The organism is Flavihumibacter profundi (genome assembly GCF_020076305.1).
Taxonomy (GTDB): domain Bacteria; phylum Bacteroidota; class Bacteroidia; order Chitinophagales; family Chitinophagaceae; genus Flavihumibacter; species Flavihumibacter profundi.
The window spans coordinates 2243892-2266000 of record NZ_JAIQXE010000001.1 but is presented as its reverse complement, the minus strand read 5'-3'; the positions used below and the strand labels follow the sequence as shown (position 1 = coordinate 2266000).

At 44.7% G+C, this 22109-nt stretch carries 17 protein-coding genes and 1 riboswitch; of the genes, 4 read left to right on the top strand and 13 right to left on the bottom strand.

Going from position 1 to position 22109, the window contains the following annotated elements:
• The first annotated feature begins 401 nt into the window (after positions 1–401).
• Together LAQ65_RS09755 and LAQ65_RS09750 are read left to right on the top strand one after the other, a co-directional pair.
• A complete protein-coding gene (locus tag LAQ65_RS09755) occupies positions 402–791 on the top strand; it encodes a VOC family protein (RefSeq protein WP_224116765.1) in 390 nt (129 codons plus the stop codon).
• A gap of 62 nt (positions 792–853) precedes the next feature.
• Positions 854–2140, top strand: a complete 1287-nt coding sequence (locus LAQ65_RS09750; RefSeq protein WP_224116764.1) for a multiheme c-type cytochrome — start codon at positions 854–856, stop codon at positions 2138–2140.
• A 6-nt stretch (positions 2141–2146) separates the two neighbouring features.
• Here the strand turns inward: LAQ65_RS09750 and LAQ65_RS09745 are convergent, their stop codons facing one another.
• The 3 genes from LAQ65_RS09745 to LAQ65_RS09735 are packed head-to-tail and all read right to left on the bottom strand — an operon-like array spanning position 2147 to position 6392.
• Positions 2147–3958 carry a bifunctional metallophosphatase/5'-nucleotidase gene (locus LAQ65_RS09745; RefSeq protein ID WP_224116763.1) on the bottom strand — a complete coding sequence of 604 codons (1812 nt, stop codon included), beginning with the start codon at positions 3956–3958 and terminating at the stop codon, positions 2147–2149.
• Between the two features lie 9 nt (positions 3959–3967).
• Entirely contained in the window at positions 3968–4996 is a 1029-nt protein-coding gene (locus tag LAQ65_RS09740; RefSeq protein WP_224116762.1) for a c-type cytochrome, read from the bottom strand.
• Positions 4997–5009: 13 nt separating this feature from the next.
• A complete protein-coding gene (locus tag LAQ65_RS09735) occupies positions 5010–6392 on the bottom strand; it encodes an OprD family outer membrane porin (RefSeq protein ID WP_224116761.1) in 1383 nt (460 codons plus the stop codon).
• A gap of 161 nt (positions 6393–6553) precedes the next feature.
• On the opposite strand from LAQ65_RS09735, the gene LAQ65_RS09730 reads away from it, so the two are divergent.
• Complete coding sequence (locus tag LAQ65_RS09730; RefSeq protein WP_224116760.1) at positions 6554–8011, top strand: phytoene desaturase family protein; 1458 nt, start codon at positions 6554–6556, stop codon at positions 8009–8011.
• Here the strand turns inward: LAQ65_RS09730 and LAQ65_RS09725 are convergent.
• Both LAQ65_RS09725 and LAQ65_RS09720 read right to left on the bottom strand, forming a co-directional pair.
• Positions 8008–9267 (bottom strand): homoserine dehydrogenase, encoded by a 1260-nt coding sequence (locus LAQ65_RS09725; protein WP_224116759.1) that lies wholly within the window; start codon positions 9265–9267, stop codon positions 8008–8010. The two genes, LAQ65_RS09730 and LAQ65_RS09725, sit on opposite strands and share 4 nt — an antisense overlap.
• A gap of 43 nt (positions 9268–9310) precedes the next feature.
• On the bottom strand, positions 9311–10492 hold the full coding sequence (locus tag LAQ65_RS09720; RefSeq protein WP_224116758.1) for a trans-sulfuration enzyme family protein: 1182 nt from the start codon (positions 10490–10492) through the stop codon (positions 9311–9313).
• A 151-nt stretch (positions 10493–10643) separates the two neighbouring features.
• Positions 10644–10779: riboswitch (SAM riboswitch) on the bottom strand.
• A gap of 111 nt (positions 10780–10890) precedes the next feature.
• Here LAQ65_RS09720 and uvrA point away from each other — a divergent pair.
• Positions 10891–13767, top strand: a complete 2877-nt coding sequence (uvrA, locus tag LAQ65_RS09715) for an excinuclease ABC subunit UvrA (protein WP_224116757.1) — start codon at positions 10891–10893, stop codon at positions 13765–13767.
• A gap of 209 nt (positions 13768–13976) precedes the next feature.
• On the opposite strand, the gene LAQ65_RS09710 is transcribed toward uvrA, so the two are convergent.
• The 8 genes from LAQ65_RS09710 to LAQ65_RS09675 all read right to left on the bottom strand — a co-directional run bounded on the left by LAQ65_RS09710 (position 13977) and on the right by LAQ65_RS09675 (position 22052).
• Positions 13977–14363: a hypothetical protein gene (locus LAQ65_RS09710; RefSeq protein ID WP_224116756.1), complete on the bottom strand. Its 387-nt coding sequence runs from the start codon at positions 14361–14363 to the stop codon at positions 13977–13979.
• 73 nt (positions 14364–14436) lie between these two features.
• Positions 14437–15408 carry an outer membrane beta-barrel protein gene (locus LAQ65_RS09705; RefSeq protein WP_224116755.1) on the bottom strand — a complete coding sequence of 324 codons (972 nt, stop codon included), beginning with the start codon at positions 15406–15408 and terminating at the stop codon, positions 14437–14439.
• A gap of 121 nt (positions 15409–15529) precedes the next feature.
• Positions 15530–15979 (bottom strand): GNAT family N-acetyltransferase, encoded by a 450-nt coding sequence (locus LAQ65_RS09700; RefSeq protein WP_224116754.1) that lies wholly within the window; start codon positions 15977–15979, stop codon positions 15530–15532.
• A 10-nt stretch (positions 15980–15989) separates the two neighbouring features.
• Positions 15990–17339 carry a M20/M25/M40 family metallo-hydrolase gene (locus tag LAQ65_RS09695; protein WP_224116753.1) on the bottom strand — a complete coding sequence of 450 codons (1350 nt, stop codon included), beginning with the start codon at positions 17337–17339 and terminating at the stop codon, positions 15990–15992.
• Between the two features lie 27 nt (positions 17340–17366).
• Positions 17367–18629: a replication-associated recombination protein A gene (locus tag LAQ65_RS09690; RefSeq protein WP_224116752.1), complete on the bottom strand. Its 1263-nt coding sequence runs from the start codon at positions 18627–18629 to the stop codon at positions 17367–17369.
• A 52-nt stretch (positions 18630–18681) separates the two neighbouring features.
• Positions 18682–19623 (bottom strand): transglutaminase family protein, encoded by a 942-nt coding sequence (locus LAQ65_RS09685; RefSeq protein WP_224116751.1) that lies wholly within the window; start codon positions 19621–19623, stop codon positions 18682–18684.
• 8 nt (positions 19624–19631) lie between these two features.
• Positions 19632–20573 (bottom strand): alpha-E domain-containing protein, encoded by a 942-nt coding sequence (locus LAQ65_RS09680; protein ID WP_224116750.1) that lies wholly within the window; start codon positions 20571–20573, stop codon positions 19632–19634.
• Positions 20574–20600: 27 nt separating this feature from the next.
• Positions 20601–22052, bottom strand: a complete 1452-nt coding sequence (locus LAQ65_RS09675) for a circularly permuted type 2 ATP-grasp protein (protein WP_224116749.1) — start codon at positions 22050–22052, stop codon at positions 20601–20603.
• Positions 22053–22109: the final 57 nt, after the last annotated feature.

Sequence of the window (22109 nt, the reverse complement as noted above, 5' to 3'; positions counted from 1 at the left end):
CGCTGTACTGATTGATAATTATTGCATCTTTAGAACATAGATCGGCTGTGTCGGAATAATTATCAATCTGCACAGCGCATTGAAAAATAGAACTTTGAAAAATTGACACAGTTTATTTTACACTCCCCCTTGTCACCTCCATGATACTAATAAGGTTCCAATAAGGTTCCTATGCGTTTCCTGCAAAGCTTATACAAATTGTACACTTTTATCCTTTAACCCTTTTAAAACAAATTAACTATGGCACGCGCAGATAACAATATCGTCACCCGCTTCAGCAGCGGCGCATTAGCTTACACCGTTGTTCTATTTACTTTGGTTATTTCTTGGATACTCTACTGATTAGGGAATAGATCGTTCAGTTACTATGTTGGATATTTGCCTGCTTAACCAGCCATATCATGAAAATAGAACACCTTGCAATTTGGGTCGATGACCTGGAACTCATGAAAGAATTCTACCTGAAATATTTTGGTGCCACTTCCGGTGAAAAATATACCAATGTAAAAAATCAGTATACTTCCTACTTTATAAATTTTGGTGCGGGAACGGCGCGCCTGGAACTCATGCACAAACCAAATATATTTCCAACAACCGGACTAAGAGGATTTTCCAAAGGCATTGCACACTTTGCTATTTCAGTGGGAGGGCGCGAGCAGGTAAATGAACTTACTGAAATCCTCCGAAAAGATAATTACACCATTTATAGCGAGCCAAGGACAACCGGTGATGGTTATTATGAGAGTGTTGTTTTGGATCCTGAAGGGAATTACCTGGAAATAACCATTTAAAACATAATGGGAATGAAGAACTTGTTATTTTCATCCCCAATTTTCATCCCCAATAATTTATTATGAGGCAGATTGCGACCCTGTTTTCCTGGTTTCTTGCCAACCTTGCTTTGGGTAAAAGGCGCACCTTTGTATTCCTGGCAATTTCCGGTTCAATATTTTTTTTAACTACTTGCGTGGGCCGGCAGGCAGAGGCTCCCGATCCCGTTATAACCCTTCCGGATGGCAACCGCCTTGTGGGTTCAGCAACCTGCAAAAATTGCCACGCTGACATCTACAATAGTTTTTTACATACCGCACATAGCCTCACTTCCAAACCGCCTCTCAAGAAATATATAAAAGGGAGTTTTGAAGAAAAGAAAAACTGGTTCCATTACAGTATTGATGATGGTGTAAGGATGGTTGAACTGGACACCGGATTTTTCCAGGCCAATTTTAAAAACAGGAACTTTGATAAAGCCTATAAGTTTGGAATGGTTATCGGATCCGGAACGAGAGGACAAACTTATCTTTATTGGGAAGGGAACCATCTTTTTCAACTACCTGTTTCCTATTATACTATGGCGGATACCTGGACAAACAGCCCGGGTTATCCAGATGATGAAGCTGTTTTCACCAGGCCGATTCAGGCGCAATGTTTAGGATGCCACAGTAGCTATGTAAAAGTATTGCCGGCTAAAGCACATGCCCAGGATGAATTTGATCACAATTCGGTGGTGTATGGAATCAATTGTGAACGTTGCCACGGGGCAGGAGGGAAGCATGTGGACTTCCATACCGAGCACCCTGAAGATAAGCAGGCCAGATTTATTATCAATGCGGCAAACTTGTCCCAAAGGCAGCAACTGGATGCCTGCGCAGTTTGCCATTCCGGCGTTTCGAATGACATGAAACCTTCACTTGGCTTTATTACCGGTGATACAATTCCACATCATAATACTGTTCCGGCTGACTCAATGCCACCCCTTGATGTTCATGGCAATCAATATGGCTTATTAGTGGCCAGTAAATGTTTCAGGGTGAGTGGTTCAATTACTTGTTCTACCTGCCATAATACACATCAGCAGGAAAGGGGAAACACTGCATTGTTTTCACAGCGTTGTATGACCTGCCACACTGAGGCTAAGGGAAGCTTCTGTAAGATGGCACCGGAATTGGGTGCTGCCAACCTTATTAGTAACTGTATTGATTGCCACATGCCCGCGAAAGAATCGCAGGTGCTAAATGTAAAAATGGAACATGAAGCAAACCATAAACCGGCTGTTATACACTCGCATTACATTTCCATTTATCCCGATGAGACAAGGAAAATGGTCGAAATTATTAAAGGTCATTCAGTAACCAGGTAATTCAGCTTACCTGAATGTATAGCCGATGCCCATCAGTTGTGTCAGTAACTGGGCGGGAGCATCCGTGGCTGTGCAGCGCCCTTCCAGCTTTGGCGAAATCGGGGAAAATTTTTTGAGGTATTCTTCAATTATGCTATGCATAGTTAAACCCAGTTTTTGTGGTGCTTTTACATTATCTAACCTGCAGATGGTCGTATCAGGGTCCCCTTCCCTTTCACAGGCAATAATACTGTACTCTTTCATTGGGTCTATTGGCCTTCCGCCAATTTTTATTGAATTAACCCTTTTGCCGGCTTCCTTGCCAATGGTGAAATTCACTTCCATACCTTTAAACCGAACCACCCATCCGCCAAACCTTTTCGCAGGATCCTTTGCAAATGCATTCTGCAATTCTTTCTCCATCCAGTTCCACAATTGCTGACCGGTGACCCATCCTTTTTTAGCCTCATTATTTACCGGTAACATGCTCCATAAGAAGTCTGCAGTTATATCGGCCATCCCGGTAGCAGGGTCGGGAACAAGCGGCGGACAAAAACGAAAGCCATTGCTAAGGGCAATGTCTGGAGAAAACTTCCACATAATGGCATCCGTAATAAAGTTGTCCATCGGTGTTTCAATGACATAATACCGCATCAACGGCGTTTTTGTTTTACCAATCACACGGTCCAGTTCTTTTTTATAAGGTTCCCTTGCCTGCCTGACCAGTTCTTTCATTTCCTCATCTTCCCTGTATTGTTCAGGATCAGCATCCAGTAATTGGTAGGTATGGTCTTTAACGACACCCTGCTCAATCACTATGTCGAGTTTTGCTACAAATGAACCAAAGGCACCCGGTTCAGTAACTTTTGCATATTTTCCTGCAATGGGTTGCCTTACCCGCTCATGCGTATCGGCGCCGAGGATATAATCAACTCCATTTACTTCTGGCAGGTTTGATAGTCCAACCTGTTGCGCCAGCCCCATATGCGTTAAGAGGAATACCATCTGGCATTGCTCATATTCCTTCAGTATTTTGATATACCTGGCAACATTTTTTTCCGGAAATGTAAATTGTATCCCCTTGCTGTAAGCGGGTGATTGTCTCTTTGGGGTAAGCGGGTCATTATACCCGATAAAACCAATTTTAATTCCTACGATATACTTGATAAAATAAGGCGGGAAAATAAGGTCGCCCTTCTGTTCATCATTGGTATTATGGAACATATTGGCACAAACCTTCACACCATTGTAAGCAAACATATCTTTCATCATCATTTCCTTGCCATAAACAACTTCCCAATTGCCCGGCAGCATGATATCATAACCAATATTGTGCATGAGTGGTACAATTGCTTTTCCTTCAGTCATCGAGGCAACACCGCCACCCTGGAAGCAATCCCCGCCATCAATAACAAGCGTGCTTGCGGGATTATTATTCCTTAGGGTATTGATCATCGTTTTCAGCGTTGCCAACCCGCCCCTTTTTTTAAAGACAGGCTTGCCATTCTCGAGAAAGAATTCATCATGGGGCATCAATTGTGAATGAATGTCTGCCGTATGTAAAAGGGTTAATATTGTTGCTTTCCCATTTTTTATGGCCTTATTTTGCGCCATGTTTTTTTCTTTGTAGGCAGCGTCATCATCACTTAATGCTGATGCGGCGAGAGGCGTAACCAGTCCGCCCCCAATACCTAATCCCAATCCTAGTTTACCGGCACTCCTCAAAAATTCGCGACGGCTGTTGGCGGATAATTCAACATGAAGTTCTTTTTCCGCCTTACTGATTTCCTTTTCATAACAACTCTTGCAGGTACATTTTGGCAGGTGTTGGTGGGCCATTGTAATAGTTTATGGTTTTGCAGGGGGGCGGGATTTATCCGCGGCTTCTTTTGCTTTTTTACGGGCATCCGCAATGGGTTGAAAAGGGCCGTATTTGTGTTGCTTTTCTGTAAACCCATCAGTAAATGGACCAAAAGGATGGTCGATAGGTTTTTTTGAAATATCCGGCCAGTCTTTACTCAGGTCCATAAAAGGCCTGGGCTGCGAATTTATAAATGCAGCAACATCCCAGGCTTCTTCGGTAGTAAGTTTTGGGTTGTTGTGACTCGATTGTCCAAAGGGCATGTTGTCTCTTGCATATCCGGCCAGCCTGGATATACGGTATAGCCCGGCACCAATATTAAAACTGTTTTCCCCCCACAATGGCGGGTAAGTATAACTAATACCGGCTGGCCCTTTTAACCCTTCGCCATGAGTGCCATGGCAGGTCTGGCAATTGTTTTTATATACAATCCCGCCTTTCTCCGGACTGGCTGCGCGATCCATATAGGGAAGGTCATTGATTCCCGAACCTTTGGGCTTTTCACCTTTTTTAACGTCTTGTCCAATCCATTTCATATAGGCAAGGAAAGCCTTCATTTCATGGCTGTTAGTGTCTATGGTCTCCCCGTTCAGGCTTCTTTCGAAGCAGTCATTCACCCGTTTAGTGATGCTTTCAACTGAGCCGCTTCGATCCCTGTATTTAGGATAAGTAGAGTAAACAGCTCCGTAATTATTTCCCCAGGGTAACTTACCCGCATTGAGGTGGCAGTTCTGGCAGTTCATCCCGGCGTTGATTGGTTTTACAATTCCTTTTGGCCCAAAATACCGCGAGGTGTTTGCAACAAGGTCCTCCCCGTATATAACCAGTTCCCTCTCTTCGCCGTCCAGTTCATTATCTGTGAATAAGCTCGGTGCCTGCCAGTATTCTGCAGTATCCTCCGGCGAGGATACTATTTTTTTAGTGGGATGTTCTGCACCGAGGAATCCCTTAATGATCATAATTGCTGCTATAAATAGAAGCAGGTATAGCAACCAGTATTCTTTAAGGTGTTTCATTTGGTCAATTATTTCAGAAACTATAATTCAATACAATATTATACAAACTCATATTTACCTTATTGATTACATATTTGTCATTGCCATAGGTGTTTCCGGATTTTCCTTTGTAAACATATAATAATTGCAGGTCCATTCCCTGCAGGAAGCCTTTAAAACTATACCTGGCATCAAGGTTCAGCTGGGTATAGGAAGGCATCCCATATTTGTTCAGGGCGTAATTGTTGATATCCGGTAAATCAAAGTAACCAAAACCAGCCTGGGTCTTCAGGTTTAATTTTGGCAAAGAATATCCCACTTTAACCACATACGCGTTAACATCCCCAAATCCATCGTTCCGCTCCCTTGGCATAAAGGTATAAAAAGGTTCACGACCCCATTCCCTCGGCATCAGGTAACGCCCGTCTGCTGTAATTCGGGTAAAGTTGAAGGATGTTTGCCAACGGTTATTTTCCCAACCCGCCTTAGCGCCTAAAACCTGTGCTTTCCCCCCTTTTGGGAAATACGCATTGACCGGGTCTGGATTTCCACCGTCGTTAATTGCATCCTGCCTGATATATTGAAAACCGCTTACCAACTTGCTTTTATTTGCTATCGGTATTTTAAAATCTGCCTGTAAAAGGGCGGTATTGAAAATATTTTCAACCCAAACCTCCCAGCCGGTCAGGCTGATATTTTTTGCAGGCGTATAAGTGATGCCGACCAAGCCAATCCCTTTGCTGGAAAGATTGCCGGCATACCCCGATTTTGTTCCATCTGTATGGATCCCGGTAGGGTACAAGCCAATTGATTCCCCGGTATTAAACCAGTTCGTAGTACTTCTTGGCGAAAGGCTGTATAAAAAACCGGTTTCGATTTTGGTTTTCTTAATGTCGTTGATATTTGCCCAGATCCCTTCAACTGTATTGGGGCGCATCCGCCCGTCCTGCAGGTTGATAAATGGAGTATTGATGAATTGTTTTCCAAAAATGACTTTCGAGCTTTTCCATTTATAAGACAGGTATAACTCCTCTGTTTTTATTATGTCGGTTTTCCTGGCAGGGTTTTCAATATCAAACAACCCGATTTCATAGCGGTTAGGTTGCTTGGTTGCAGGGTCGGGTTTTGTAAGGTCGGAAGAACCGATATTATAAATCATTGATCCCCCTATGCCCAATTGAAAGCCAAGGAATGGTGCTGTTTCATATTTTAAGGCGGCGCCGGCAGCATTTGCAAAGTAATCAGTCAAGCCTGCGTTATTATCCGTGGCCATAAAATAATACCTTAACTGACCATGCACCTGCCCCTTTTTAAAAGCCTGCAGCAATGAACTGGTATCTGCATTTGACTGTGGTTGCTGGGCATTGGTAGCAATAAAAGTGAATAATGCAATAAATGTTACTAAAATTTGCTTCATCAGTTATTTTTTATAACACTGCTTATTTTCAGGTATCGCAAATATCAACTGCCGGTTATTGGAACTCCATGACTTATGTCACACAAAGGGAATTGCTTCGGGAGAATGGTTGATAGAATTCGCTGGTTGTTAATAATGGACTAATTTTAAGGAAACTGTAATTGAGTAAACCAGGTAATACAGATTTCGATGCCATTGTAGTTGGTTCAGGCCCAAATGGACTTGCTGCTGCCATTACGTTGCAAAAACAAGGTTTATCAGTGTTACTCCTGGAAGCGAAACCAACTATTGGTGGTGGAATGCGTACTGCCGAATTAACCCTTCCCGGCTTTAAACACGATGTCTGTTCTGCCATCCATCCGTTAGCTGCCATTTCCCCTTTTTTCAAATCCGCCGGGTTGGAAAAATTCGGATTGAAATTTATCCAGCCGCCAGTTTGCGCAGCGCATCCCTTCGATGACGGATCTGCTGCTGCAATCTACCCTTCGCTCGAGGCAACTGCTGCGGCATTGAATATTGACAAACAGGCATACCTTGACCTGATGCAGGATATAGTAGCGCAATGGCCTGGTTTAATCAATGACCTATTTGCTCCTTTGCAATTTCCACGGCATCCTTTAGCAATGGCCAGGTTTGTCAGGAAAGGGTTTCCTTCAGCAGAAAGCATGGCAAAAAAATTTTCTTCAGAAGCTGCGAAGGGTTTGATAGCCGGCATGGCTGCGCATAGTATGCTGCCCCTTTCAAAGCCAATTACAGCTGCATTCGCATTGGTCCTGATGGCTACTGCACATACACATGGCTGGCCAATTCCGGTTGGTGGATCACAGTCAATTGCAGATGCCATGACAGCATGTTTCCTGACCTTAGGCGGGGAAATTGAAACAGGTGTTGAAATTAAAAATAGCAGGCAGCTGCCTTCTGCTAAAGCGTTACTTTATGACCTTACCCCAAAGCAATTGTTGCGAATAGCCGGACAGGATTTTTCAGCTTTTTATACATGGCAATTGTCCAGGTTTAGGTATGGTATGGGCGTTTTTAAAATTGACTGGGCTTTGGATGGGCCTATCCCGTTTACTGCTGCAGAATGCAGGAATGCCGGAACTGTTCACCTGGGAAATAGCTTTGCTGAAATTGCTGCAGCCGAAGCTTTGTCCAATAAAGGCACACATCCCGATTCACCCTTTGTATTGCTTGCGCAACAATCCCTTTTTGATACAAGCCGTGCCCCCTCAGGTAAACAAGTAGCCTGGGCTTATTGCCATGTGCCTAATGGATCTACACGTGATATGACTATCGCTATTGAAGCGCAGGTTGAAAGATTTGCACCGGGATTTCGTGATCGCATCATTGGCCGGCATGTGATGAATACCACTGCCATGGAAGATTACAATGCAAATTATATTGGTGGTGATATTAATGGTGGCGTTATTGACGCAACCCAGTTGTTAACGAGACCGGCTATGCGCTTTTCCCCTTACCGGACCAGTGCAAAAGGAATCTATATCTGTTCTTCTGCCACTCCGCCTGGTGGTGGGGTGCATGGTATGTGCGGTTACCATGCCGCGAAAACAGCTTTGCGGGATGTTTTTGGAGGTGAGCGGCTCACCGCTTACCATTAAAAAGCCACACCCGCCAGTTCCAGGCTTTTCTTCTTCAACTGCTGTATCGCAATATCCTCAATGATAGGATCAGGCGTAACAACCAGGGAGGTATTGTTTGTCTTCCACCAGTCATGCTCCAGTAATTCCCTTACAGCGAGTACCCCTACCAGGTATTTTCTTTCCTCCCGGGCATGCCATTCTTCAATCCATTCAAATTTATCGCGCGGAATATGTTTCCAGTCAGTGAAACTAACATATACCCGCAGGTAATAATCGTTGGTCAACTCATTAGGCTGGTGGTGATATAGTTTTTTATACTCGTATTTGTAATCATACCGAAGGGCCGAGAGGTCGCTGAGCACGGCCGATGCGGTAGGAAAACTTCCGGCACCTTTTCCGTAAAAAAACTGTTTGTCTGAAAAACCGCTTTCGATCACCACGCCGTTGTATTCATTCTTTACAAAAGCAAGGTGGTCTTCCTGCGGGATGAATTGAGGCAGTATAAAGCTTGCCACCTTGCCATTTGTGAGTTTCTGCGCCTGGGCAACCAGTTTGATCTGTTGCCCTTTTTCAGCGGCTACTTTAGCATCCATAGCATGAATATTCTGAATGCCGGTGAAAAGCAGGTTATCCGGATGTTCAATTATACCGTAAGCATGGGTGAGCAGGAACGCCCATTTGTTTACCGCGTCATAGCCTTCCACATCCAGTTTGGGATCAGACTCAGCGAAACCTAATTGCTGTGCCAGTAAAAGAGCCGACTGGAAATCCAGCTTGTCTTCAAACATCTTAGTCAGTATGAAATTCGTTGACCCGTTCACGATAGCCTTGATGCCATGCAAAAGATCATTGTCGTAATATTCTTCCAGGTTGCGGATCACCGGGATGGAAGCACAGGCAGCAGCTTCATATAATAAACTTTGCCCGGTTTCCTGCTGTAAGGCCAGCAGCTCAGGCAGGTGCTCTGCGATCATTTTCTTACTTGCACTCACTACGGCCTTGCCGTTTCTCAGGGCAGTTGATACAATATCGAAAGCTGCTTCCGATTCGTTGATTACTTCTACGATTACATTGATTTCCTCGTCATTCAACAGGTCATCTTTCTCTGTAGTAAACAGGGCAGCAGGCGCATTCCTTTTTTTTGCCGGGTCCTTTATACACACTTTTTTTATTGATGCACTTAAGGAAGGTGTCTGTTGTAATACTTTATACAATCCTTCTCCTACCACGCCGAATCCGAATAGTCCAATGGTCAGTTGCTTGTGATGTGTCATATCGTTGATCGTTAATCGTTAATCGCGAATCAGGTGAAATCTTTCACGGCTTACTTAGTGATTTTTCTTCTTTGTTTAGTGCAGTCGAAATTGCAAGTGCTGTTTCCAGGTCATTGATCAGGTCCTGCACATCTTCCAATCCAACACTTAGCCGCACCAGGCTGTCTGCTACACCGGCTGCCTTCCTTTTTTCTGTTTCAATGCTTTTATGCGTCATGCTTGCTGGATGGCTTACCAAGCTCTTCACCCCACCCAGGCTTTCTGCCAGGTGAAATAATGCTGTATTCGTTACAAGTCCGATTGCTGCAGCTTCCGTATCATTTTTCAGGCTGAAAGATACAACACCACCAAAGTCTTTTTGTTGTTTGCATGCAACGGCATGGTTAGGGTGACTGGCCAGGCCGGGGTAATACACTTTATCAACCAGTGGATGATGCTGCAGGTACTGCGCAATGATAGCTGCATTGCGGCAATGCTGGCCAATCCTGAGGTGGAGTGTCTCTAATCCGCGGATCAGTAAAAAACTATCAAACGGACCTAAAACAGCGCCACAGGCATTCTGGTAAAACTTCACCTGCCGCCCCAGGTCCTCATTTTTTGTGATAACCAGTCCGGCTATCACATCACTATGCCCGCCAATATATTTGGTCGCACTGTGCACTACGATATCAGCTCCATGAAGCAATGGCTGCTGCAGGGCAGGGGAGGCGAATGTATTGTCCACTGCAAGTAAAATTTTATAGCGGTCCGCAATTGCTGCAATTGCCTGTATGTCCGACACCTTAAGTGTCGGGTTGGTGGGTGATTCAATCCAGATCAGTCTGGTTTTTGCAGTTATAGCGCGGTTGATGGCACCAAGGTCAGTAGTGTCAACATAGGTAACATTGATCCCGAATTTTTTGTACACTTTCTCAAAGAGCCTGTAGGCGCCGCCATAAATATCATCCACCGCAACGATCTCATCGCCTGATTCCAGTAATTTGATCACTGCGTCAATGGCTGCCAGTCCGCTGGCAAAAGCAGCAGCCACTGTGCCGCCTTCAAGTTTTGCCACTATTTTCTCCAGCTCCTGGCGGGTTGGATTGTTGGTGCGGCTGTAATCATACCCCTTGTTTACACCGGGGGCTTCCTGCACAAAAGTGCTGGTTTGGTAAATCGGAACGGCAATTGCGCCGGTTTGTGCATCCACCGGGATGCTGTGCAATAATTGTGTTGTCGCTTGCATGTTAAACAGTTTTTTTTAGTTGAAAAACAGGTTTTGTGCGACACCTACCAAGTATGATCGGAAGACTGATTTGTACAAACAAAAAAGCTCTTCCGATAAATCATCAGAAGAGCTATATGAAGAAGTTGAATTCTGCAGAAGCTGTTCATCTGACTTATCTCCCCAGTCTTCGATCCGGAACTGAATCGTAAACGGGCTGGATTTGGCACCTTACTTCGCGTTACTAAACACGAAACAGGTTGTCAAGGCTTCATCGGGCCATTTCCCTCTGCCTTTCTTGATAAGTGATGCTGTAAAGAACTGGTGCAAAGATATATCGGTATTTCCCGAATCGCCAAAAAAAACTTCAAAAACCTTTCCTTTCGCAGCTTGTTGTACTTTCGGCTATCGGTAAAATCATGAAGAAAATTAAAACAGCGGTTCCTGTTTCCCAGCCCATGGATGCCATTGAAGTGATCGGCGCCAGGGAACATAACCTGAAAAATATTGATATTTCCATACCTAAAAACCAACTGGTAGTTTTCACAGGGGTGAGTGGTAGCGGAAAATCTTCCCTCGCCTTTGATACCATCTATAACGAAGGGCAAAGAAGGTACATGGAGAGTTTCAGTGCCTATGCCCGGCAGTTTGTTGGTGATATGGAGCGACCCGATGTGGACAAGATCACCGGCCTGTCGCCTGTTATCTCCATCGAACAGAAAACAACCAATAAGAACCCCCGTTCCACAGTTGGCACAATAACGGAAGTATATGATTTTTTGCGTTTGCTTTTTGCCCGTGCTTCAGATGCATACAGCTATAATACCGGGAAGCTGATGACCAAATTCTCTGAAGAAGAAATCGTTGAAAATATTTTCGCTAAATACAGCCATAAAAAAATTAGCCTCCTGGCTCCATTGGTCCGTGGACGGAAAGGTCATTACCGTGAGTTGTTTGAAGATATCCGAAAAAAGGGATACCTGAAGGTGCGCGTTGATGGTGAAGTGAAAGACCTGGTGCCAAAGATGCAGGTGGATCGTTATAAGATCCATGATATTGAAGTGGTGATTGATCGCATGGCGGTAACAGAAGACCTTAAGTTGCGCCTCAGCCAGAGCGTTCAAAAATCAATGCAGGTTGGCAAGGGACTTATGTTTTTATTGCTTAACGACTCAGATCAATTGATACAGTACAGCCGGCAACTCATGTGTGAAGATACCGGTATCAGTTATGAAGAACCATCTCCTAATGCATTCTCTTTTAATTCTCCTTATGGGGCTTGTCCTACCTGCAAAGGATTGGGCACGGTTTACCAGATCAGCATGGAAAGGGTAATACCCGATTGGGATAAAAGCATTAAGGATGGCGCCATTGCCCCGCTTGGGGAAGAGCGTGATGCATATGTTTTCCGGCAGGTACAACAGGTCGCTAAAAAACATAAAATCGATTTAAAAAAGCCGGTAAAGGAACTGGCTGAATCTGCGCTGAACCTGATCTTATACGGTAATGAAGAAGGCTCAACAGAAACAATCCTTGAATTTGATGACATGCCTGCAGCTGAACGGGTTTATGCAGAAGAATTTGAAGGGATCATTCCCCAGTTGAAGAGATGGTTTTCAACAGGCACTTCCGAACCAATCAGGGAATGGGCTGAAGGATTCATGGAACTGAATACCTGTTCTACTTGTGATGGTGCACGCTTGAAAAAAGAGAGTCTGTGGTTCAGGGTGGACGGAAAGAATATTTCAGAATTAAGCGAATGGAACCTGGATAAATTATTGGCCTGGTTTACCGGCCTGGAAAAACGAATTGGCAAAAAACAACAGCTGATCGCCAAGGATATCCTGAAAGAAATCAGGGAGCGCTTGCAATTCCTCTTAGACGTAGGCCTTACCTACCTTACCCTCAACCGGTCTTCTAAAACACTGAGCGGGGGCGAATCGCAGCGCATCAGGCTGGCAACCCAGATAGGTTCCCAATTGCAGGGAATTACTTATGTGCTCGATGAACCAAGTATAGGCCTGCACCAGCGGGACAACCAGCGACTGATCACCGCCCTGCAAAACCTGCGCAATATAGGAAACAGTGTTCTAGTGGTTGAACATGATAAAGATATCATGCTTGCTTCCGATTACCTGGTGGATATCGGTCCAAGGGCAGGTAAATTCGGCGGCCAGATTGTTGCCCAGGGAACACCAAAAGAAGTGCTGGCATCCCATTCCGAAACCGCACAATACCTGAATGGTGAAAAGCGCATAGCTATTCCTGTTGAAAGGAGGAAAGGTAATGGCAAATTCCTGGAATTGAAAGGGGCAACAGGCAATAACCTGAAGAATGTAAGTGTGCGTTTTCCACTTGGTAAACTGATCCTGGTTACGGGTGTCAGCGGCAGCGGAAAATCCACACTGATCAATGAGACCCTGTATCCGATCCTTTCACAATATTGTTATGATTCCAAGCAGAAGCCACTTCCGTATAAGTCCGTTAAAGGCCTGGAACTGCTGGACAAGGTTATTGAAATTGACCAGTCACCCATTGGCAGGACACCCAGGAGTAACCCGGCTACCTATTGTGGATTTTTTACTGAAATCAGGCAGCTTTTTGCTGCTGTTCCTGAAGCGAAAATCAGGGGATATGCAGCCGGGCGATTTTCCTTTAATGTTAAAGGTGGCCGTTGTGATGTTTGTGAAGGCGGGGGTATGCGTGTTATCGAAATGAATTTCCTGCCGGATGTATACGTGCATTGCGAAAAGTGCAATGGAAAACGCTATAACCGTGAAACACTGGAAATAAGGTATAAGGGAAAGTCAATCAGTGATGTGCTCGATATGACAGTTGATGAAGCCGTGGATTTCTTCCAGGCAGTACCTTATTTGTACAGGAAGATCAAGGTGTTGCAGGAAGTTGGACTAGGATATATAACGCTTGGACAATCGGCTGTAACGCTCAGTGGGGGAGAGGCGCAAAGGGTTAAGCTGGCAACAGAACTTTCTAAAAAGGATACAGGAAAAACTTTTTATATTCTGGATGAGCCTACCACAGGCCTGCATTTCCAGGATATTCAGCATTTACTGGATGTGCTCAATAAGCTGGTTGACCGTGGCAATACAGTACTCATAATTGAGCATAATCTTGATGTTATTAAAGTGGCCGACCATGTGATCGATATTGGTCCGGAAGGGGGCGATGGCGGCGGATTGGTTTTATTCGAAGGAACACCTGAAGCCATGGTTAATGTAAAGGAAAGCCATACTGCACGGTTTGTCCGGGAAGAACTTGCACAAGGCGCGAAATAAAACAAACTGCCGGCAATTACTCATCGCCGGCAGTTAAGGATACCGGATAAACAGAAAAGTTACAATCCCAATAAGCGTTGGCAGGGATGGATCAATAAAATCGTTTCATGGAAGGGTACTTGTAATAGGGAACGGATCAGGTTTTGAAAAACCGGATATTAGGATCTTACTAATTTCCCTGCCGCTTATTGGTGGTATTGTAAAGAACTTTATTGCACTACTATTGTCCCGCTTTCAATACGGGTATCGTCGCTGAATACTTCAAAATAATAATTCCCTTTTTCTGGTTTGCTTACAACAGTGGTCTCCCTGTTCCTGACCTTGCTCGATTTGATCAATTTCCCTTGCTGGCGGAAAAGCAGGAGTTGGTAAATTTTGCCTTCTTCTCCACTTGCGGAAAAGAATAGTACCTGTTGTGAAGCATTAGTGTAAAGGTTAATCGTGTGGTTTTTGTTGCTGTTTAGTTTTTGAATGATAATACTGTCTTTTTCTACAGGGCTTACATTGGTCATAGCCATGCTAACCTGTGTTGACAAACTGCTTAAGCCAATTACGATCGTCAGAAGCAGCTGCCTGGCTGTTAACATTCGCTTCATGGATTACGGATTTCAGTGTGTTTTCATAAAAGAAAAAATGGGTACGGATTAATGATCAACTGAAATATAGGGTTTAGAAGCGCAGGGTCGGACATTTAATGGGTTTATAGTTGTCGTTATTGTTACCATTGCCGAGCCTGAAACTAACTTTGAATCCGAATGAATAATAAGCATCTTTATTGGTTGCTGTTCCCCGCTTGTCACCAGGTCCATAACCAGCACTGGTGTTGCTTCCCTGGTCAGATTTGTTTGCCATTCTCCTGGCCAGTTGTGCTTTCTGGGAACCAATCCCGAAATATTTATCGAACAAGTCCGGGTCGATGTATGTGGTGCTTACGTCATCAATATAGTCTGTAAATGTTTTTCTGTGTATAACCTCCAGTGAAACACTGGTATTGTCATTTATAAAGTACTTAACACCTATACCCATGGGGATATTTAATTGTGTTGTCTTATAAGGTTTCCTGTCGGGGTATTCAGCAAATCCCTGTCCCTCAGTACTGAGGTCTTTCAGGTTTACCCATTGGCCTGTTAAGGGGTCAGTTCCCTGCGGATTGAAATTGAATACACCCACACCAAGTAAACCGTAAGGCCTTATTTTTTTATATACTTCTTCAGGGTCATATTCGTATAATACAGTTGGGTAAATTTCTGCTGCAATGAATCCTTCAAGTATCCTCGACCTGAAATCAGAATTGCGGAATTTCCGGGCTTCTTCCAGTCCGCCCTGGCTTTTAATTATTTCGTCGGCTCCGGTAATGGTTCCGTAGTTAACAGCGAGCCTCATGGCAAATAATGGATTAACATAACCAGTTAAATGCGCGCCTACCATCAAGTGTGTTTGTGAAAAATTGTTGTCTTTCAAAAAACCCATTCCACGGCCTTTTGTCCCGCCTAGGTCACCAAGGAAGTTTGATGGGCCGAAGGTAACTCCGGCTTCAAATTCATTGAAGATGCCTATCTGGCTGAATGAAGTCTGTGTAAATGCAATTGCAAGTAAGGATAGGGCACATTTACGCAATAAAAAGTGTAAATGCTGTTTCATGAATATCAGATTTTGTTTTCGAACGGTTACAAGGATTCCTGATATTAACGAAGAACAGTTGCCTCTCGTATAGGCTTCGTAGATTTTTTTTAAATCTGCGTAAAAATACCTGATGAATATACTAGGGCATTAAAAGCATCTCTACGTGTTTGATGCCATCTTCCAGGTAGATTTCGCCGGCAGCCTTAAATCCAAGAGATGAATAGAATTTTTCCAGGTACAATTGGGCGCCAATACGTATCGGGTTGTTCCCGAATAATTTATAGCAGGCTGTTATGGATTCTTCCATTAAGGCGCGGCCAATACCTTCACCCCTGACCTGCGGCGAACTTACTACCCTGCCAATGGACATTTCATCATAAGCAATTCCGGGCGGCACCAGTCTTGTAGATGCAGCCAGTAAATGACCTTTCCATCCTAATAAATGCCAGCAGTCCTGGTCCTTATTATCCATGTCCAGGAATACACAGTTTTGTTCCACTACGAAAACTTCACTCCGCAGCCTTAATAATTGGTATAACTCATGCACGGTCAGGTGCTCAAAGCTTTTTAATTGCCAGTTGATTTGCATGGGTCCGAATTTATTTACCTACTGAAGGAATTATAGCAAGGCTTTCATGGCCGGCTTCATCCACAGACTGGAGACCAAAAAGATAATTGTCTTTTGAATAGGGAAGGCGCATATTGATTTCCCTTGTGAAAATCTTTTTTTGCCACTGGGGTGCGGTTGTTTCCCTTACTAAAACATAATAACCTGCTGCCTTTCCATGCGCTGGCTTTTTCCAGGATAGCAAAGTTGAATTGGTGAGGTCTTTTACATCGATGGTAAACTCTTGTGGTGTAGCCGGGGCTGAAGCCAGGTTGGCCAGGCAAACCAGGTTTACTGCTGTATTTTTCCTCAGGTATTCAAAATCCATAAATTCTGCCAGGTCCCCGTATTGAACCGATTTTTCATTCCTGATATCCTGGTGCTGGTGGGTATAGTTTTCATTCATTTCAGTTAACCGTACTGCAGTAAATCCTTTTTCAACAAAAGGAGTATGGTCACCTCCCCGCAGGAACCTGTCATTTCGGTATATCATCACCAGTTCAATATGGTCTACATACCGTTCACCAACTTCTTTCACATAGCGTGCCAGCTGCCTGCAATGGCCATCATTTTCACCGCCCAGGTTACGGATGCCAGTTGCCTGTTTATCGAGTTCAAAAGCTGGCAACCCTTCACTGAAAATCCTGAGTTTTGTATTATCCGTTATTTGTGTTTCATTGCTGTGGTTATTTCCAATAATATCATTATTCAGCACGGCTTCCAAAGCCCAGTTTTGTTTTTTTGCTTTGCCGGCAAGAAAATCAGCGCCGTATAATCCCTGTTCCTCACCACTAACTGCTACGAAAATAATAGTTGCCGGAAATGATTTTTTACTGAGTATCCTGGCAGATTCAATAACGGCAGCAACGCCACTGCCATCATCATTCGCGCCAGGAGCATCTGCAGTAATATTCATAATATCACTAACCCTGCTGTCGAGGTGGCCGCTGATTAAAAATATTCTTTTGTCTGCTGTATCGGTTCCTTTTAAAATGGCCATGCAATTTCCCAGCAGTACGGGTTTGTTAACCCTTCGGCCATCCGGGGCCAGCGTTGTTGTGTCAACGAAAGCTGTCATCCTCCCGTTGCTTCCACGGGCAAATTCAATGAATTTATTCACCACCCACTGCCGTGCAGCCCCGATACCTTTCCGTGGATCGCCGGCTGTACTTAAGGTATGTCTTGTGCCAAACGCAACAAGCTGGTTTATATAGGCATGCAGGGAATCTGCATTTACTTCACTGGCCATTTGCGCGATTACCGGATCACGGTTGACAATTGTTTGTGCGGAAGCAGTAACTCCCGCCAATAATAATATGGTGAAAAAAAGACCTTTTATCATGTAGATTGTTGAAGATGGTAAATGTACTCAATACCCATATTTTTCCTTCCACCGGAGCTGTAAAAATTTCCGGAGTTCTTCTTCCCTCGCATTCCTGCCGGGTTTAAAAAATGCATGTCCGCTTATTTCGGCAGGAAGGTATTCCTGTGCAGAAAAATTAAGTTCATAATCATGCGAGTACTGGTAACCTTTACTATAATTAAGGTTCTTCATCAATTGTGTTGGGGCATTACGGATATTTAAAGGCACCGGTAAGTCACCTGTTTGTTTCACCAGGGCAAGGGCTTCGTCAATGGCCAGGTAACTGGCATTGCTTTTTGGCGAAGTGGCCAGGTAAATTGCGCATTGCGACAATATGATCCTGGCTTCAGGATGCCCTATTTTATTAACGGCATCAAAACAGGCATTGGCCAGCAAAATGGCATTCGGGTTCGCATTGCCTATATCCTCGCTGGCTAGTATGACCATCCGGCGGGCAATGAATTTTACATCCTCACCACCGGCAATCATCCTTGCCAGCCAGTATACTGCAGCATTTGGGTCACTGCCCCGCATGGATTTAATAAATGCAGAAATGATATCATAATGCTGTTCGCCTAGTTTGTCGTACATCGCCACTTTTTGCTGGGCTACCTGCATTACCTGTTCATCTGTTATTATAATGGGTGGTTTCTTCCCGGCCGATTGTACCACCAGTTCCAGCAGGTTCAGCAACTTACGGGCATCCCCACCTGAAATACGGATCAGTGCTTCAGTCTCTTTCAGTTCTATTGACTGTTTTTTGAGCCATTCGTCTTTTTCAATGGCCTGGCGCAACAGGTTTTGCAGGTCCTTTTCATCGAGGGGTTTTAATACATATACCTGGCACCTGCTGAGCAGGGCACTGTTCACCTCGAAGGAGGGATTCTCAGTAGTAGCGCCGATCAGGGTAATGGTTCCTTTTTCAACAGCACCCAATAATGCATCCTGTTGGGATTTGTTGAACCTGTGAATCTCATCTATAAATAATATGGCTTTTTCCTGGCTGCGTGCTGCTTCAATGACTTCCCTCAGGTCTTTTACACCCGATGATATGGCACTTAAGGTGTAAAACGGGGTATCTAACGTATGCGCAATGATATTGGCAATAGTGGTTTTGCCTACACCGGGCGGGCCCCAAAGAATCATTGAGGGCACTACTCCCTGTTCTATTGCTTTCCTTAAAATGCTTCCTTTCCCGGTCAGGTGTTCCTGCCCGGTTAAATCATCCAGTGAAGCCGGTCGGAGCCTTTCTGCAAGTGGTGTTGGCATACGTAGTGCTTAAAGCACAAAGCTATTGAAATATGCTGTAGCTGGTGGCCGCTTACTGCTGCATGGCAATTTCATCCTGATGCAATGGCCGGGCATTGGCTTCCTGGCTGACGGGCAGTGTAACCAGGTTGCGTTCTTCAAAATGGTGGCCATCTTCGTATCCTATGGATACCAGTACAAATAAGCGTTGGATAGCCGGACCTTTGAATGTTCCTTTAACAGGGGAGCAGTCTGTGAAATTGCGGCCTACGGCAAGTTTTACATGGGTATTGGTTACCCAGATATTGTTCGTCGGGTCTATCCCCGCCCAGCCGTAACCAGGTATCCAGCTTTCCACCCAGGCATGGGTGGCGCCTTCACCGCGAAGGCCATTTTTATTTGGGCAGATATAGCCGCTTACATAGCGACTGGGAATCTTCAGGGTCTTTAGCACCTGCAGCATTACATGTGCAAAATCCTGGCAAACCCCCGATTTGAATTCCAGGATCTCATCTACTGTAGTCTCTATATCGGTAATTCCTTTTATATAACTGAAATGTTGGAATATATACTGGCAACAGTCCTGTACAGTAGCCGCTACACTTTTCCATGGCTGGTAGATTTGCCTGACGATGTCATCAATGGCATCCTGGTTTATAATAGGTTCTGCCTTGGTTAATTCAAGGAGGGAAATATTTTGTTGTGTTTCGGCGTGAAGGCTTTCAAAACCGGTATTGAAATTGAGCCTTCGGTCGGCATCCATGGTAGTCCGCACAACCAGGTTGCTTTCAATTACAAGCTCCTTATGTGGTGCGGGCAGGTTAAAAATAGCGGATTTGTTTCCCCAATAATCATTGAAAATTAATAATTCGGGTTGCCCGGTAATAAGCAACTCCTGGTGCAGGACCTCCTGTTCTTCACATTGGTAGGGGAAGATGCGTATTTCGTTCACGCTTTCCGTAACGGGACGGTCGTATTCGTAGCTGGTAATATGATGTATCCTGAAAGTGGGCATATGGCAACTTAAGCGTAGGAGAAAAATAAATGACTGAGATGGTGATTAAAATAATAAAGGTCTGTTTTCACCTCATGAAGATAAGACTGAATGCCTTTTTCACGCAACATATTCATATCAGCAAATTCTACTTTACTATGCAGGCGGCCAAAGTTTTTCAGCAGGCTGAGGGCCTCCTCGCTTTGATTGGTCTGCACAACTTTTTGCAGGTAAAACCCGATCCGGTCCAGGCAATAGATAACAGAGCGGGTAAATTGCTTATTGAATAAAACCTGGTCGGCCACGTTCTGGTTGTGGTTTGGATTACGGTAATTTTTCAGGTGCAGTTCATAACCGGATAAGGATAAAAGCAGGTTCCTCCAGTACAACACATCCCTTGAGTTTTGCAGTTCATAACCGGTTTCCGCAAAGTTGCGGTCTGATAATTCAAGGGTTATAATACAACGTTCGATGAATTTTCCAAGGGTCATGAAATTCCATCCCATATTCCGGGGCATAGTACTGTCTGCCACCCCATTAAAATGGATCAGTTGAGTTCCCAGCTGTTCTAAGACAGATAAAGCGTCATTGCGCATGATCCTTTGCTGCAGCAGGGGATTATTGATCAGGTGGTATACCTGGTTCACCTGTTCCCAAACCTCCTTGGTAATATGATCCTGCGCGCCCCGGGCATTTTCCCTGGCCTTTATAACCATTGCCCTGATCGCATTGGTATTTGCAGTGTCGTATATAAGGTGTTGTAATAACTCCAGCGGGTGCTGCTCGAGGTATTCCCTTTTATGTTCCTCCGCTGAACTGAACATGGCCGACAATTGCCGCCAGTGTACCTGGTTGTATTCCCCCTTATCCAGTGATAAAGTGTAATTGGTATGCAGGGTGCGTAATATGGCATCGGTTCTCTCGAGGTACCTGTTCAGCCAGAATAATGAATCAGCAATTCTACTTAGCATAAATTTCGTGTAATAGTCAATGTTAGGTTATCCGTTGTTCAGTATCCAGGTGTCTTTACTGCCGCCACCCTGTGAAGAGTTCACTACCAGTGATCCTTCGCGAAGGGCCACCCTTGTTAACCCCCCGGGTACGATTTTTATACCCTCTGGTCCGCATAGGGCAAATGGACGAAGGTCGACATGCCTGGGTTCAAAACGGTTATTCAGGAAGCAGGGGGATGTGGATAGTTTGATGATGGGCTGGGCAATAAAGTTCCGTGGATCTTCAATTACTGCTTTGAACATGGAAGCAATTTCTTCATCGGTGGCACTATTTCCCATCAGCATACCATAACCACCTGACTGGTTGGTTCTCTTGATCACCATCTGGTGGATATTTTTAAAGGTGTACTCACGGGCATCCGTATCTGCCATTTGGTATGTGGGCACATTCGGCAATATAGGTTCCTCGTTCAGGTAGTACCTGATCATGGCCGGCACATATGCATACACTGCCTTGTCATCCGCAACCCCGTTACCGATGGCATTTACCAGGGCTACATTTCCTTTCCGGTATGCGCCAAGTATGCCAGGTATGCCCAATGCACTGTCGGGCCTGAATACCAGCGGATCCATATATTCATCATCAATCCGCCTGTAGATGACATCCACCTGCTGCAGGCCCATTGTTGTTTTCATGTAGACTTTATGGTTGTCTACCATCAGGTCGCGGCCTTCTACCAATGGTATACCCATAGTGCGGGCCAGGAAGGTATGCTCGTAATAAGCTGAATTGAATACACCGGGCGTTAACAGGACCACCGTCGGATTTGCAAGTTGCCTTGGCGCCAGTGAAACTAATATATGGTATAATTCAAGTGGGTAATTATTCACCATTTTTACCTGGTTAGCCGTAAGGAGGTCGGGAAACAGGCGCTTGGTCACCTCACGGTTTTCCAGCATATATGAAACGCCCGATGGTGTACGCAGGTTATCTTCCAGCACATAATAAGTGCCATCATTGCCCCTGATCAGGTCAATGCCTGAAATATGGACAAAAATATCATATGGAACTTTTATACCGAATACTTCACGGGCATACTGCGGGCAGGATGCGATCAGTTCAGCAGGAATGACATTGTCTTTCAGGATCTGTTGTGTAGAGTAAATGTCTTTCAGGAACAGGTTCAGGGCTTTCAGCCTTTGGCTGATGCCCGCTTCAATATGGCCCCATTCGCTGCCGGTAATAATCCTGGGAATGATATCAAAGGGAAATATCCGTTCTATCCCTTCATTGTCACTGTACACTGTGAAGGTAATTCCCTGGTTAAGGAAGAGTTCGCTGGCCAGCTGGTCTTTGCCGGCCAAAGTGGCGGCTGATAACTGGTTCAGCGTTTCAAAAACCTGCTGGTATTGCGGACGGATATCCCCGCCGGCACACATTTCATCCCAGGAATCGGGGATCATACAGTAATCACTGAATACAGTCCTGTTTATCATAAGCGTGTGTTATAAAATAGAAAAACGAGTTGTTTGCCTCACAAATGAGGCAAGCAA